At 53.6% G+C, this 14749-nt stretch carries 14 protein-coding genes and 1 pseudogene; 12 read left to right on the top strand and 3 right to left on the bottom strand.

Features of this window, described 5'->3' with window-relative positions; translation table 11 throughout:
- The first annotated feature begins 37 nt into the window (after positions 1 to 37).
- The 8 genes from H7688_RS05300 to H7688_RS05265 all read left to right on the top strand — a co-directional run bounded on the left by H7688_RS05300 (position 38) and on the right by H7688_RS05265 (position 5801).
- Positions 38 to 406, top strand: coding sequence for a DUF4258 domain-containing protein (locus H7688_RS05300; protein ID WP_183360020.1), 369 nt, complete (start codon positions 38 to 40; stop codon positions 404 to 406).
- 47 nt (positions 407 to 453) lie between these two features.
- The gene (locus tag H7688_RS05295; RefSeq protein ID WP_183360019.1) at positions 454 to 828 is read left to right on the top strand and encodes a hypothetical protein; all 375 of its coding nucleotides are present in this window, start codon (positions 454 to 456) and stop codon (positions 826 to 828) included.
- A gap of 13 nt (positions 829 to 841) precedes the next feature.
- Complete coding sequence (locus tag H7688_RS05290; RefSeq protein ID WP_183360018.1) at positions 842 to 1171, top strand: hypothetical protein; 330 nt, start codon at positions 842 to 844, stop codon at positions 1169 to 1171.
- A gap of 26 nt (positions 1172 to 1197) precedes the next feature.
- A complete protein-coding gene (locus H7688_RS05285) occupies positions 1198 to 1515 on the top strand; it encodes a hypothetical protein (protein ID WP_183360017.1) in 318 nt (105 codons plus the stop codon).
- Positions 1516 to 1531: 16 nt separating this feature from the next.
- A complete protein-coding gene (locus H7688_RS05280) occupies positions 1532 to 2578 on the top strand; it encodes an ATP-binding protein (RefSeq protein WP_183360016.1) in 1047 nt (348 codons plus the stop codon).
- On the top strand, positions 2550 to 2783 hold the full coding sequence (locus H7688_RS22880) for a DUF4236 domain-containing protein (protein ID WP_183360015.1): 234 nt from the start codon (positions 2550 to 2552) through the stop codon (positions 2781 to 2783). Before H7688_RS05280 ends, H7688_RS22880 begins: the two co-directional genes overlap by 29 nt.
- 151 nt (positions 2784 to 2934) lie before the next feature.
- Positions 2935 to 4494: a hypothetical protein gene (locus H7688_RS05270; protein WP_183360014.1), complete on the top strand. Its 1560-nt coding sequence runs from the start codon at positions 2935 to 2937 to the stop codon at positions 4492 to 4494.
- Complete coding sequence (locus tag H7688_RS05265; protein ID WP_183360013.1) at positions 4491 to 5801, top strand: hypothetical protein; 1311 nt, start codon at positions 4491 to 4493, stop codon at positions 5799 to 5801. The genes H7688_RS05270 and H7688_RS05265 overlap by 4 nt, the downstream gene beginning before the upstream one ends.
- Before the next feature lie 23 nt (positions 5802 to 5824).
- Here H7688_RS05265 and H7688_RS05260 read toward each other — a convergent pair whose 3' ends face one another.
- The 3 genes from H7688_RS05260 to H7688_RS05250 form a co-directional block, all read right to left on the bottom strand.
- Entirely contained in the window at positions 5825 to 6451 is a 627-nt protein-coding gene (locus H7688_RS05260) for a HEAT repeat domain-containing protein (RefSeq protein ID WP_183360012.1), read from the bottom strand.
- 719 nt (positions 6452 to 7170) lie between these two features.
- Positions 7171 to 7890, bottom strand: a complete 720-nt coding sequence (locus H7688_RS05255; RefSeq protein WP_183360011.1) for a metallophosphoesterase family protein — start codon at positions 7888 to 7890, stop codon at positions 7171 to 7173.
- 106 nt (positions 7891 to 7996) lie between these two features.
- Positions 7997 to 8614, bottom strand: coding sequence for a helix-turn-helix transcriptional regulator (locus H7688_RS05250; RefSeq protein WP_183360010.1), 618 nt, complete (start codon positions 8612 to 8614; stop codon positions 7997 to 7999).
- A gap of 837 nt (positions 8615 to 9451) precedes the next feature.
- Between H7688_RS05250 and H7688_RS05245 the strand changes: the two genes are divergently transcribed.
- The 4 genes and pseudogenes from H7688_RS05245 to H7688_RS22875 all read left to right on the top strand — a co-directional run.
- Positions 9452 to 10258, top strand: a complete 807-nt coding sequence (locus H7688_RS05245) for a TnsA endonuclease N-terminal domain-containing protein (protein ID WP_183360009.1) — start codon at positions 9452 to 9454, stop codon at positions 10256 to 10258.
- Positions 10259 to 10267: 9 nt separating this feature from the next.
- Positions 10268 to 12487, top strand: a complete 2220-nt coding sequence (locus H7688_RS05240) for a TnsB C-terminal domain-containing protein (RefSeq protein WP_183360008.1) — start codon at positions 10268 to 10270, stop codon at positions 12485 to 12487.
- Positions 12484 to 13944, top strand: a complete 1461-nt coding sequence (locus H7688_RS05235) for an AAA family ATPase (RefSeq protein WP_183360007.1) — start codon at positions 12484 to 12486, stop codon at positions 13942 to 13944. The genes H7688_RS05240 and H7688_RS05235 overlap by 4 nt, the downstream gene beginning before the upstream one ends.
- Positions 13905 to 14441: pseudogene (locus H7688_RS22875) on the top strand (TniQ family protein); the annotation flags it as partial. The gene H7688_RS05235 and the pseudogene H7688_RS22875, both read left to right, overlap by 40 nt.
- Between the last annotated feature and the right edge of the window lie 308 nt (positions 14442 to 14749).

Below are 14749 nucleotides of genomic sequence, written 5' to 3'. Positions count from 1 at the left end.
GAGCCTGCAGCTCACGACAGTAATAGGGGGAAGGAACATGGCAAACGCCTACGCAAACGCCTACGCAAACGCCTACGCAAGCACCCAGACCGCAGATATTCAAAACGATGGGGGGAAACACCGATTCAGCTGGCACGCGTGGGCGCGTCTCAAAACACGCGGTATCAGCCCGGAACAGGCGGAGCTGGTCCTGAAATACGGACGGATACTGAAATCCCCCGATGCCAGGACCCGTGTGGTATGGCAAAGAGAAGTCGCCTTCTACCGGTCAAGGGGTGTTGATCTCTCAGAATGCACTGGAGTACACGTCGTTTGCGCCCTGGATGGCCGGGTGATGACCGTGTACCGGAAGGAGGATCTTTACGCCGACTCCGGATCGCGCTGGCTTATCCGGGCCCGAGTCTAGAAACGTGACCGTTGACAAATGACTAAGAGATTGAAAGGAGCATGGGAATGAGACTGTTACGGGCATTTTTGGTGGGTGCCGGCAGGCATTGCCTCGCTGCGGCAAAACCGGCGCTCATCGGAAGGATTCTGAGAAAGCTTGACACACAACTGCACGTGCCCCGGATAGATCTGTTGACCTATCCGGAGGCTGTACGCATTGCCCTCCACCACTTGCCGCAGGCGGTGGAAAATGCCCGGGGGGTTCTGGTAAAGAGACCCGACCCGACCGGCTTCCTGTTCATCTGGCTCTACCTGGACGCCGACTGTAAACCCGTTCTTGGAGCCGATGGTCAATTGGTCGGCAAGAAGCTGCTCATCTCCCGTCTCGATGAGGAACTGGACGAGCTGTTCGGCGATAACGACATGATCCACTTTGCGTGATGGAGGTGCGGCTATGACTGGTTTCGAATATTTTCTATTTGGCCTGCTGAAGGCTGCGCTTACCGGAGCCGTTGCGGGAAGCGTGATCTCGCTGGTATGCCTCAACTGGGACCGGATCTGTCGGTGGTTCCAGGCGCGGATCAGCCTCAAGGCGCGAGACATCGACAATGTCGGCTTTAGTCTTCAGGAGCGGCTCGCCAGCGGCGACTACAGAACGGTCTATGGAATCTTCAACAAAAAGACGCACCAGGTGCTCGACACCGAGACCGTTTCGTCCGGCCGGATCGATGATACGGTGGCCGAGGTCCACAGGGGGACGAACCTGGTGTTGTTTCCAAACTGACAGGGGGGAGCATGGAGCCATTTACCATGGCAGCGATTTACTTTGGAGTCAGGCTATTGGGAAAGATCTGCGAAAACTGGGACTCGGTGGTCGACACCGTCGTCACGACTTCCCGGCTTGCCTGGGAAACGGTCAGGGACTGGCTGGCTGCCAAGCGCGTAGATTCAGTGGATGTTGGGAGCCTGGTACAGACCCGCTTGGCAAACGGCAACTACCGGGTCGTAACGGGACTATTCAGCCAAAGCGGGGAATTGCGCGAGAAAACCGCCTGGGAGTGCGGCACCTTGGACAGCGAACTGACGCGACGTTTCTCCGGCAAAGACCGGATCAGGGTGCAATTTTAATTCGAAAGGAGGGAAAATGAACGATCTGTTCGTGTACGGAGTTCCGGAGTCGGTGGACCGCGCCGAAACGGCGATCTTCAACAGCCGCATCATAAGGGCCTGCAACGACCTGAGACAGGCGAGTGGCGACCGGGAGCTATCCCTCAGGATCAGCTCACGGCCCCACTCTCCCGAGGGGGAAAATCCCGAGCCCCAAGATGAGGGCGTCGATGAGGATAGCCTGGAGGAGAAAGCCGCGCGATACCTGAGCGTGGCTCCCCTATGGCGTATGGACCAGTTGGTTGCACCCCAGCCGTTACTTGAAGAACTTGAGAACGCGGTGCGCCTGATCGAGCTGGAGCCGCTCATTTTCGACGCATGGGGGCTCAGGGAGATCGAACCGTTTCCGCGCTCCGCCCTAAACTTTCACGGCCCTCCCGGCACCGGAAAAACCCTTTCGGCCCACGCCGTCGCGGCTGCGCTGGGCAAGGGAATCATCGTGGCAAGTTATGCCCAGATCGAAAGCAAATACCACGGCGACGGACCGAAGAACGTGGAGGCGCTTTTTCACGCAGCCCAGCGCGATGGCTCAGTCCTCTTTATCGACGAGGCCGACTCCCTCCTTTCCCGCCGGCTCACCAACGTCACCCAAGGATCGGAACAGGCGATCAACTCCATGCGGAGCCAGATCCTGATCTGCCTGGAACGATTCCGCGGGGTAGTGATCTTCGCCACTAACCTGGTGGAAAACTACGACCCTGCTTTTGAGACCCGTGTGCGGCACATTCGCTTCCGGCTCCCCGATGCGGACGCCCGCCAGGAAATCTGGCGCCGGCACCTGCCGTCAAGGTTACCCCTCGCAGACGACGTGGACTTGGCCGCTTTGTCACAGGAATGCACCGGCTTCTGCGGACGCGAGATAAAAAACGCCGTCATCGATGCGGCCTTCGCCGTTGGAAAGAGCGGGAGGACGCGTTTTAGTCAGGAGGACTTTACCGCGGCAGTCAGGCGCCTTCGTTCCGCGCAGGTCACCGCAACGGAAATTGCACCGGCCGATGCGCCGACACACCGGCACCAGCCGTAGAGGAGGGAATGTGAAGGGATTACTGTTCCGGAAAATCTTTAGCACCGGACCGATGCGTACCACCTGGACCGGAAGTGGCATGGGGTGGAGCATCGGCATACCTGGCTGTCGGTATGGTATCTCCTCCAACGGCAAGCACTACCTGGCCTTTGGGATTCCTGGCACAGGAATCTACTATCGGCACTATTTCAGAAAGGTCAGATAATCGAAGAAGCCCTAAGTGAAAGCAGCCATATCATCATGATCTGTGATCCTGTCTGTTTATCACCCGTTGCCGCCAATTAACGGTTGCTTTGCTTATTGTTTAGGTATTAAATGCCCCCTAATTTTAGAGATCAAATCGAAAGTGAGGACCTATGTCGTCTTCTGAACCTGGAGATCTCGCCCAGGCCTTCGCGACCATGACACCGCAAGCGCTGTCCTCGATCCTTGCCCTTTTGGAAGAGGCTACCGTCGGTGCTGTAATGGAAGGGCGAATGTCGGACTGGCTGGACAAAAAGGCAGCCGGCAGTGAGTTTGCGAGAAAGCTCGAAAGCCGGGTAGCCCAGCTTGAAACCCTGCAGCAACACCAACTGTGTCTCAATCTGTACGCGCAAATCAACCAGATTTGTGAAATTCCCCCTCGCCATTACACGGCGCCGAGGGATTTCTGCGACAACTGCGAGGATATCATAACAGCAGGCCTAGCTCTGATGCGGAAACACGACCTTTCTTTCCAGGGCACTTCCCTGCACGATTTGGTCGTGTTCCAAACCGGGAAAATGTTCGGTATCATGCAGGAGAAGTTCCCGGATCTGCCACACGACAAACAAGAGGAATTCCTGGCCAAGATCCGGGACTTCATCAGCGAGCTTCCGGCCGGACAGCGCGCGGCGTTACAGAAGGAACTCAACCTGCATGAGGTGAGCGACGAAAAACTCCGAACTCTCCTGACAAGCGGTGCCCTCGGTACCGCCTTCGCCGCCACCGTGGGCATCGGCGGATTTTCCTTCTACATGGGAGCATCGTCCCTACTTGCGGGCATCACGCATCTGCTCGGTTTTTCTCTGCCTTTCGCGGCATATACCTCGATGAGTTCCTTAATTGCCGTACTGTCTAACCCTCTTTTTCTCATCGCTTTTATCGGGGGAGGCGCATTCTGGCTTATCTCCAAAGAGAACAGGAAAATGCGTGAGCGATTGGTCCCCCTCGTCCTCACCCAATCGGTAGTCTCCTCGCTCCATACCTCTGAGATAGACAAGCATAACGACTGCACAGAGAAGGCCGTTGCGGCGTGGGCTAGGGACTGGAGTACAGTGCTTGAACAACGTGCGGTTCGCAATGCCGCCAGGGTGGCTGTAGATAACGCCCAGTCAGCCTATGACTCAACCGTGGCACTCATCAATGAGAATTTGAAAAAGCAAAGCACTCTGGCAACCGATCGGGAGAAGACGGTTAAAAAAATCAGAGCAATGGTTCCCGAGGTAGTGGACAAAATTCGAGACGGCAAATGGGGAATGGAGCTTTCGGCACAGGGAGAAAAGCTTCTAACTCTGCTTAAGGAACAGGTCGAGATCAAGTCGAGGCCTCAAAGCAGCTCCTTTTTCGGAAAGATCGCCGGTGCCATCAACAACAAATGGGATGGTTTTGAAACGTCCCTCGGCATTAAGGACAGCAGCAAGCAGATCGCATTGAAAGCAGCTAGCCTGTGGGAAGAGGGATTCATGCCCGCCGATCCCGACGTTCATTACATTGCCTGTCAGCTACAAGAAGCGACCGAAGACTTGGTTCAGCTAAAAAACGAGGCCAAGACACAGGAAGAGATTGCCTCACAACAAAGAGCCGTGCTGAAGCAGTGCACGAAAGAACTCGAAGTAGCGTCAGGTAAATGTTTCGAAGCGGAGCGGCTGCAATGGGGAATGGGTGCCTTGCAATGAAACATATCGTCTCCAACCCCGCAGTCACTGGGTACCTCACTGCCGGGAATGTTGATGAGGCCATGAGGGCCAGTCTGAGGGTACCTTCAGGCGGCTCTTTGAGATCATATTTCGCACGTGATGAGGGTGAGCGCCTGGAAGGTGTTTTGTATGGAGGCCTCACTTTCGGAGACTTCCTATACGACTATGTCAGGATTGACCCCACGGTCGTCGAAGGAGTTGATTTTTCACGATCTGAAGATCTACACTCCATATTTAATTTCAGCCTGTTCGCAAAACGCCTGGACGATCTGTCCAGCGAGCGGTTAGTCGGCAGTGTGAGCCAGATGCAGGGCTACGTGGCCGAGCGGCTAGTTGCCCACCACCTGGAGGCGCAGGGGCATGACGTAGTTTTCCCTTCGGTCTCCAATCAAGAGGGGTGGGATGTACTGGTCGACGGGGCTCCTTTCCAAATCAAGAACCTAGCTACTGCCGCCGGTGTCCACGAACACCTGCAACGATTCCATGACATTCCGGTTATAGTAAATGCCGATCTGGCGGGTCAGGTAGGACACCTCAACAACGTTTATGTCGACCCCATGCTCCAGCATGACCAGGTGCTGGATTTGACAGAGCAGTCGCTTCACTCTGCTCGGGAACTGGCAGATTTTGAAATCCCGTGGATTTCGCTCGCAGTCTCATCGGCTGCCTCGTTGCGCGACTTGGTCAACCACCACACGGACCTGAACGGCGCAGTTATCAACGCTCTCTCAAACACTGCTGGACGTATTGCAGTCGGAAAGGTTGGTAGTGTAACGAGCGGCATGTTAGGACTTCTGCTGTTCGGACCGGCAGGCAGCGTGGTGTTCTCAGGTGCAGGAGCTGTGGTAGGTGCTTACTGGGGCCGCAAGGCGGCAGGTTCTGTGCGCTCACTGCTGGTCGGAGATCTCGCGATACAGGTACGCAACGCAGCGAGAGACTGCGCTGCTACCTCAGTGGACGCCATGAGGCGCAAGGTTTTCGCCTGGCGCGAGAAGCAGGCACATTTGCAGGAAGCTTTCTCGACACGCTATCCAGTCAGCGTGGCAACAGGTACGTTCCTTGACCGGAAGATGATTCAGGACATCTCCTACCTCGAGAACAAGATGACTGAATTGGAGGCCATCGCCAACGGTAACGTTTCCGGTGATGCCCAAAAGCTCTGGGAAAAGCTGGTAGTTCTGGCAAGACGAAGCGGAATACACCCCCATTTCCTACAGGATAGTTTCAAACGCTTAGAAATTCTGCTGCGGGAGTTGCAGCAGAACCGACGTAAATACAGAATCTGATGCGATGGTTGCCAGAACTAGCCTCACCGGGACGGTACTACATCTCTACCTTCCAGCTTCGTGAGCGCCTCTTCTACCAGGCCATCGCGATCCTCAAACTCGTAGTGCTGCCATTTCCTGATCGGCTCTTCGGAACGAGGGTCACCGATCTCGGCTAGGCATTCGATCAACGCCTCAAGAAGTTGCGCATCACATTCGTAATCTACATCTATAGTTTCCAATACTTTAAGCAAAAGGTCTACCGCCCTGGGATCCCCTGACTCGGCGACGGCCCTTGCGATGCCAGCCCTGCAGTAATAGACCCAATCGCGGTCTCTGTCACCCAGCGCCTGCTCCAGGAGATCCCACCCGCTGGCATCACCAAGAGCAAGAAGCGCTTGGGCTGCCTCAACTTTCGTTCCCCAGTAAGCAGAATCCGCACATCGCTGCAAAAAGGTAACCGCCCTTTTATCACCAAGCTTCCCCAGACAGTTTATGGCGGCTGATAACCGACTGTTGTAGTCATCCGGCAAATCCCCTTGGAACATCTTCAAGTAGATATCAAGAACCTCCGTCAGATTCATGGCTGCAGCCGCTTGGGCACCTGAGAAGAAAACCATGTCGGAGTCGTCCTGAAGCGCTGCCAGGATGTAGCTGGCAGATTCCGGCAACCGGAAGACGTATTCGAGCAGTCTTTACGACAGTTTCCCGGAGGATACCAACCTTTTGTTGGGATTGGTGATGGAGGAGTACGTAGGATACAACCTGAGGCAGCTGGCTGGTCACCACGGAAAGTGCCTCGGCGGCGCAGACCGCCTTTCTCCACTCCGGAGCAAGGGCTCGGGTGTCGATCGGGATGTCGCGCTCCCAGCGGTAATCGGGAGGCGTGGCCGTACCCGAGCCAGATGAGTTGTGGGCCGACATTATGATGTTGGACGGTTGGCGGGAACAGATTGAGAAGAGAAGCAAAGAAACCGAAAAAAGACGGAAGCAATAAATCTTATTTAGGTGCTGCCAATCCTTTTCGCGTGTCAACGGACGGGACTCTTATTTCCCATTACGATCTCAATTTAACCCCGCCCCGACCTCCTGAGGATTGAGTTCTGAGGGACTTCTTGTCTGGGTGAGGGGGTAGCGCCTAGGGTGTTCACGCGATTACTTGCTTTCGGTCCCTGACCATGCAGCACTGATTTCTCGCGGTCCAATTCTTCAAGCGTGTTCGGGAGGGCCGGGACGTTCAACTTGTCGTGCCTCACACTTGGCTTCCGTGCTGAATCACGGCTGAAACCAAAAGGCCGCTCCCAGATCTGGGAGCGGCCTTTTGCCTTTTGTCAGGCAAATTTGATTGACAGTGTCCAGAAAATTAAACTTTTTGTGGAATTTCAGCACATTATTCCCTCCTTACCTTCCAGCCATCTTCCAGTGATTTGCGACGGCCCTCAGGTAGCGGCAAAGTGATGATTTCACACGCCTGAGTGTCGAATAAAAAAACAGATTCCTGATTGCATTCGGTGTTCAGGGCGACGTGGGTTTCCGTCATTTCTGGTGCATCAAGCGATGTGTGACCGAAAATCTGCTTGGTCCCAGAGTCCAACCAGAGCCGTTCCTCTCTCAGATCGAACCAAAAGCACCCACCAAGAGATGCCGCCCCCTCTCTGGCAATCCCGATGTCGAATATGTTGCTTCTCTCTCCACGTTGGAGCCAGGCGGCCATTTCGTCATTAATCCTTGCCGCAATAGTTGTCACCGATTGCCCTTTCGCCAGCTTTACACTGCATCCGGCATGGGTACAGAGCCAACCATCAACCGGGTAGGCCGCTATGAACCGCTTGTAGTTTGCATCAATAATCTCCTGTAGCACCGTTTCCCTATACTGAAACCCACTGCAGCGAAACGGTGGGGGTACCAAATAATGGAGATCGTGGTTCCCCCACAAAAGCACCGCACGGCTTTCCATAAGGAGTCGCAGGGCCTGCACTTGACGTTCCAGCGGCTCCAGCGGGGAGTCAAGATAATCGCCCAAGGCGATATGCTCCTCTTCAGGACGATAATCAAGGAACGCCTGCGCCTTCTCAACATTTCCGTGTATATCACCTACTATTATTGCCACTGTTCTCCTCTCGATCTGAACCTAAATTAAGAAGTGCCTATGATTGGTCCTCCCGGGCCTTCGTTAAGGGAGGTTATGCCCCAAATGGTGCAGCTTCAATGGACTGCTATCCAAAATTTCTCACACACTTTATTATGTAAATAACCTTTCCAAGGACCTCAAATCCGTCATAAGGAGGAGCTAAAGGACTAGTTTCTTCAATATTATAGAGACTTATTTCATCTGACTTCAAAAAGGTGCCAAGGTGTAATGTGTCAGAATCACAAAAATGTCCACACATAAGCAACCCTTGCTTAGGTTCATTATGGTTAAATGGCCTGATACAAAAGTAATCTCCTGGAAACATAGGGGTCACTATTGTATCAATACTGCTGATAGGAGCAACTTCATACTTAAAAGCTTTAAGATTATCCAGTTTTATTTCGGTAAAATCTGGTACCATTATATAACATTGTGGTACCGCAGAATGAATAGTGGGAAAAAATGGTACTCCAATAGTTTGTTTAGATTTGAAGATTTCCCCATCACCAAATTGAAGCCACTCAAGCCTGACCTCAAAAATGCAAGAAATAGCAGCCAGAATATAGAAAGCAACAGAACCCTTCCCCGCTTCCATAAGAGAGAGCGTAGGCTGAGCAATTCCGAGTTTTCCAGCTAGGCCACGCTGACTAATCCCCAAAGCCTCCCTAAGCACCTTGATTCTTAAACCTATTTCTGCAGACATATTCCCCTCCCCCCCCTAGACAGATAGTCATTGCAAATGTACCACTATTAATTACGCAACGCCATTGGAAAATAATAAAGCCGTTCAAAAATATTATTTGACAATCAATCTGATTGAAAGATAATATTTCTGCGGATTGGATTGCAAATTTTTTGAGCCTATTAATCATGAGCGGTACAGGCTACGGTGTGTGCCGGATTCCACAAGTGACCAACTCACATTGTTCAAACCCAGCGTCTAGCGGCATCCCGCAAGAGATCATCATTGACAGACGACTCGGAAGCAAAAACCTCGTGACATTTGCCCGTACGTTACAGATTGGCGTGCGTCACCACCCCGTAGGGCCGCCGTGGCAGGCGGCTGGTTTAGAGCGGGCCTTCAACACCATCAGGAATATCATCGGTCGCCGCGCGTCTCTGACGGGAAATACAGGTGGCGGAGACGTCGGCCCAGCCTCAGGGATAACGATGGATTCCTAGGTGAGTTGCTCCACACCTGGATCTGCGACAGATATCATCAGATCCCGAGGGGGCTCAGGTCGCGCACGCCTCTGGAACTTTGGCACGAGAAATAGCGGCGCGCTCCATCAATTGGCGAATCTCGCGACAGATGCAATTTCAGCCCTGGTCAAACAAGCACCCTCGGGGGGAAACTTGTGCTCAAGCGGTATGGCTACGTTTGCTGCTCGTGACGGAGTACGAAGTCCCAAGAACAGCAGAAGGTCTAAAGACAGGCCCTGAGTCAGTGACAGGCCTTGGGCGAGCGTAAAGCAACTCCACCTGCCCGCTGGCTCAGCAAGAGGTCAACAGTAGGTTTACCAAGTGGAAGGGATAAAGCATGAAAAAGCGAAGGGATGTGACCGAAAAGGACGTTCTGCGTTGGTTGCGTCAGGGATACGGCCAGGGTGCGGGTAGGCTCTATCGTCCGTTTTTCTATGTCAGGGACGTACCCTCACGTGGCCGCTCTTCAATGTTTAATGGGCTAATAACCGGAAGAACCCACCATTATCTCTCAGATCTTGAGTCCGCTTGTCATGTCTTGGTGGAATACGAGCGGGGCGTTAAGGACATCCGTGAGCAATTCGCCTTGCTTCCCTGGGAGGAAACGCAGGAAATAGCAGAGGCTTTTGGCCTTCGCCACCCAAGGTATCCAGGAACCAAAACACCAATTGTCATGACATCCGATCTGGTGGTGACGCAAAAAAAGGAGGGCTTGTCAGTGATTAGCGTGAAGCCCTTTTCAAAAGTCGACCAGGCCAATCCGAAAAATCGACGGACGAACGAAAAACTCTTTATTGAAAAGGTGTACTGGCAACGTCGGAACATTCAATGGAGCCTCGTCACCGAGCGGGAAATCCCTTTAGTGCGAGCCAAGAACCTGAACAACCTTCGCATGCACATAGCCGCTGCAGAAAAAGATCATTTGAATGCAAAGATGGAGAATTTCCTCATGGAATTCAACCTCATTTGGCGAGGTGACCTCTCTCTCCTGTGTGTACTGAGGGGTGTCTCTAAAAGAACCAGACTCTCTACAGATGACTGCTTTTGTCTTTTTGGAAGGGCTGTATGGTTGCGCCTGTTGAACGTGAACTTGAATTCTCACGTCCTGCACCACGATTTGCCGGTTCAACGAGGAAATGTATAGAGAGGCGAGATGCTCGACATAAACGAGATTTTAGCAGCAGCACCAGGCGTATCCACGTCTATACAGGGGATCGTTCGGTATCTTGGAGCCGATCCGTACGGAAATGCATATCTGATGCGACTGGACAATCACCCGCTGACCGCGCCTTTCTCTGTCTCATTCTCTGAACTAACAGCCGCGATCGAAGCCGGTGAAATCATTCGCGGTCTGGAGTTTGAGCTAAAAATAGCACAAACGTCCGATGAGCTGAGCGACGATGATAAAGACAGCAAGGAAAAAGCTGTGAACATGATCGCGCCATTGTTCGAGACCGACGACGCCCTCTTCGACTCGGAATGTAGGGGGCGGATGTTCAAGGAACGAGCGACGGAGTGTGGCGTCTCGCCGCGGATGATACGTCGGCTCTTCTACCAGTATCTCTGGGGAGGCAAAAGTGATCTTGCTCTCGCACCGCAGTATGCCAATTGCGGAAAACAAAAGCAGACGGCAGGTTCAAAGAGGAGGGGGCGGGTACCGAGAAACCCAACGGCTGCCAGCCATGTTTCTTTGCCGGAGGTACGGGAACAGCTTGAAAAAGGCGCCAAGATGTTCTTCATCCCGGGAAGCCGCACGCTTGAAGAAGCCTTTATGGAAACCAAGAAGGCATTTTTTAAGAGAGGAGCAACCATCGAACGAGGCAAGACCATCAAGGAGAACCTCCTTCCACCTGAAAAGTTACCGACTCTTCGCCAATTTCGTACTATATGTGAAGAAGTTAAAACGAAACTTGGGATCGTGGCGAAAATCCCGCGCAGAATCCGGCAAAAGCGTCCTGACTGGGAGTTTCGAGGATCGAGCCGCGATGAAGTCTTGGGACCTGGGCATCGCTTTGAGATTGACGCGACGAAGCTTCAGGTCAGGTTGGTCTCTCGATACAATCGTTCCAAGGTGCTAAAGAACGCCACCCTGTATGTCATCGTCGACATCTGGTCGGGGGCAATCGTTGGATACGCCCTTTCTCTCCAGAATGCAAGTTGGGCACTTGCCGCCAAGTCGCTCAAAAACTGCTTTACCGACAAACAGGAGGTATTTGATCGGTTGGGGCTGGATTATACCAGCTCCGACTGGCCCTGCCACCACCTTTGTTGCCGCCTCGGAGCCGACCGCGGTGAATTCGTTAGTGACAAAGCTGGGCTTGTTCCGGACATCGGTATCGTAGTGGAAATCATGCCCCCGATGTGTCCCGAAAGAAAGGGGAAGGTGGAGTCCACCATCAAAAATGTTAAGCATGGCCATTTGCACCGCCTCCCTGGACGACATCCAAAGGTGCGCGAGCGGCGCGAGAGCGATGGTACGGATTCTGCCGCCTTAACCATCGATGAGCTCGAGCGGATTATTGTAGACATCATCATGGGGCTGAACCACGAGCCTGTCCCTGTCGACCACGTTCCGCCTGAGATGATCGAAGAGGGGGAGACAGATATCACTCATATCGGTCTGTACCGCTGGGGGCTCGAACATTACTGCGGGTTCACCCGCAAGATTCAGGAGAAGGATGTATACGCAAACCTGATGACGAAGGGAGTGGCGACCCTGACGCCCAAAGGACTATTTTTCAAGACGCAGACGTACCTTTCTCCCCTATTGGTGAACGCGAGGAAATACAAACCTAAGTCAGGAAAAAAGCGGTTGCTCGTTGACGTTCGCTTTGACGAGCACGCCGCTGACTGCATCTGGTTCTTTGATACCAAGTCAAAAGAATGGGTTCAGGCGGTCAATAACAATGAGGCCGTCAGACGAAAAAAAACTGGCTTCTACGAACTGGAAGTCTTACGAGATGAGGTGAAACGACTTCGCCGGGAGGCGAAGGATGAAAGCCTGCACCGTAACAGTGAAAGAGACCACAAAATCAGGGCAATAGTGAAGCAGGCCGAAGAGGAGGCAAAGGAGGATCGGAAAGGACATTCGAGGGCAAGCCGCAAGAACAACATGAGGAGCAACACTCAGCTCGAAATTGAAGCGGGGAAGATGATTGCTGCTGGGGCCACGACGGCTGTTCCCGAAAAGACAGTTAAAGGGCCTGAGGAAACAGACGCTAAAGGGGATCATACTGTGGCCCCTGGCGCGAAAGTGCCGGCCCAACCAACGGTGCCGGCCTTGGGCCAGCAGATTCAAACCTCCGAAGAGGAAAGGAAGTCGCAACTAACTACAGGTCAGCTTGCGCTACAGATGTGGAGGAGGGGAAAATGACATGCCTAGTCAACAACAATCCGGTATATCACGAGATTCCTATCACGGATTTTCAGGGCAATCCGCTGGTAGAGGCGTTGTCGCCTCCCGCCGCGTCCGTGGTAGAAGCAATCCATAGCCTCGGTCGGATACCCGAATTCGATGAGAGCGAGCGCGATCTTCCCTCGTATTACAGGGCTCTGCTACCAGCGCGTTTATTGAACTTTATGTTCCCAACCGATCAGCATACTCAGCTACAGCGCCGGATCTATGGGCAGGTGTTGAGCGGGTATCGGTGGCGCAACCCAGCGACCGTTCACGGTCAGCAACTTCTTCACGGTGAGAGGCCATCCCAAGACGAAGTTGACATTGTCAGTCCCCGCCACCAGACGCAGCTTGCGCAGGTGCCTGCGACTATTTCCTTCTTGACAGGACTTTCCGGCATGGGTAAGTCCACGCTGATCCGGGCGATCATGCGTTCCATGGGAAGTCCGGTGATCAGGCACTCATGTTATAACGGAACTCCTTTCAACGAAACGCAGATCCTATACATGATGAGAAACGTCCCGGACCAATGCAGTGCTAAGGCGGTATGCAAGAGCTTCGGTGATCGCACCGACGAGTTGCTTGGTATGAGGTTGTATGCGAGGCTGTTCGAAGACAAGTCGATGACCAGAACCCACTACGTCTCTGCGCTGAGGAAGATCGTCGCCAACCATCATGTCGGCGCTCTCGTCATCGATGAATTCCAGAACATCTCACTGGCGCTGTCCGGCGGGAAAAATGAGTTTCTGGCACTCATTCTCAACCTACGTGAAGAACTCGGGATTCCGATAGTTCTTGTCGGGACCTATCGTGCGGCAGCTGTCTTGAAGGAGGAAGCTAGCATTGCCCGCCGGCTTGTAGAGGGTGGCTTCCATGAGTTGAAGCGGCCGGGAGGTCCGGAAGATAAGGACTGGCAGTCCCTCTGTGAGATCATCTGGTGGCATCAGTGGGTGCGAAAACCGCAGGAACTGACCTCCGATGTAATAGAGGTCCTGTACAAGTGCAGCCAGGGGATAACGGGCATAATGTTGAACCTCTTTGTCACTGCCCAGACGTCCGCCCTCGAGGAGGGGAAAGAGACGATCACCCCTGCCATGATTGAAGAGGTTTATCAGAGCCGCTTCCGCCCGTTGCACCCGATCATTGACATACTCAGTAGGAAAGACGAGGAAGAGCTTTCGCTATATGACGATCTTTATTTTGACGCGATGGCTAAGTTCAAGAAGGATCCGATGCTAACCCCGTTGGCCCGTGTTAAGGCTGAGCTATGCCGCAAGCAGGAGGAATTATCAGGGAGTCTTCCGGGGCCTGGCAAGAGCGTTTCGAAAACGGGGAGGTCTCGTAAAGGTAAGAAGCTTTCGGACGAAACACTGCATGACGTGCTGCAAAATGCATGCAATCCTGCCCCATTTTTTGGAGGCCAAGAGGCATGAGAGGCGATGGCAATGGCGTTCCCTTTCCATTTTTCCCGCAACCAGCAAAGGGGGAGACGGTTTACTCCGTCCTTTGCCGCTGTAGCGCACGAACAGCCCTCCACGAGAGCCATTTATTGGAGGAACTGACAGGCCAGCGTCGCTGCGCACCTTTGCTGGCGGCGCTTCCAGGATATCTACCAAAAATCGCAGCAAGGGTACCGCAGGGGCACCCCTGGCGCGACACGACAATCATAGTGCGGGACCATACCCCCTTGCCGTATTTCACTTATTTTGACCGTCAGAGCGAGCGTGAAGCATGGGTGAGGAAACTGGCGGATGCCATGACCTCCCATCCCTTCTCGTTGTCGTTGGGGCTTTCTCGGAGTCCTTGCCAGGCATCGACACCTCATCCTCGGTACTGCCCTACATGTATAAAGGAAGACAGGGAGATGGAGGGATTCGCGTGGTTTAAGCGGGAACATCAGTTACCTGGCGTAACGGCCTGCTGGATACACGAAACGACCCTTGCACTGGGCTGCAGCCAGTGTGGCTCCTACCCCATAAAAGGTATGGCGTTGGGAATGCCCGGCAAGTGTTGCTGCTCTCAAGGGGCCTCCCCGCTTCCATGTACCACGAACCAGCCTGTCAGGACTGAGCCTCTCGTATGGCTCGCACGCCAGGCCGCCTTCATGGTTAACTCTTCTGGCACCTCCTGCGATAACATCAGGAAAGCTCTAAGGGAGGCTGCACTGGAGCGGAGCTGGGGACGGGGTTCTTTAGTTGATCCCACCCGCCTCGCAAATGGTATGGAAAATAGGTTTGG

The sequence above is a fragment of the Geomonas limicola genome (assembly GCF_014193675.1).
GTDB lineage: Bacteria > Desulfobacterota > Desulfuromonadia > Geobacterales > Geobacteraceae > Geomonas > Geomonas limicola.
The sequence above is the reverse complement of the archived record's forward strand: the minus strand, read 5'-3'. Positions and strand labels throughout refer to the sequence as shown.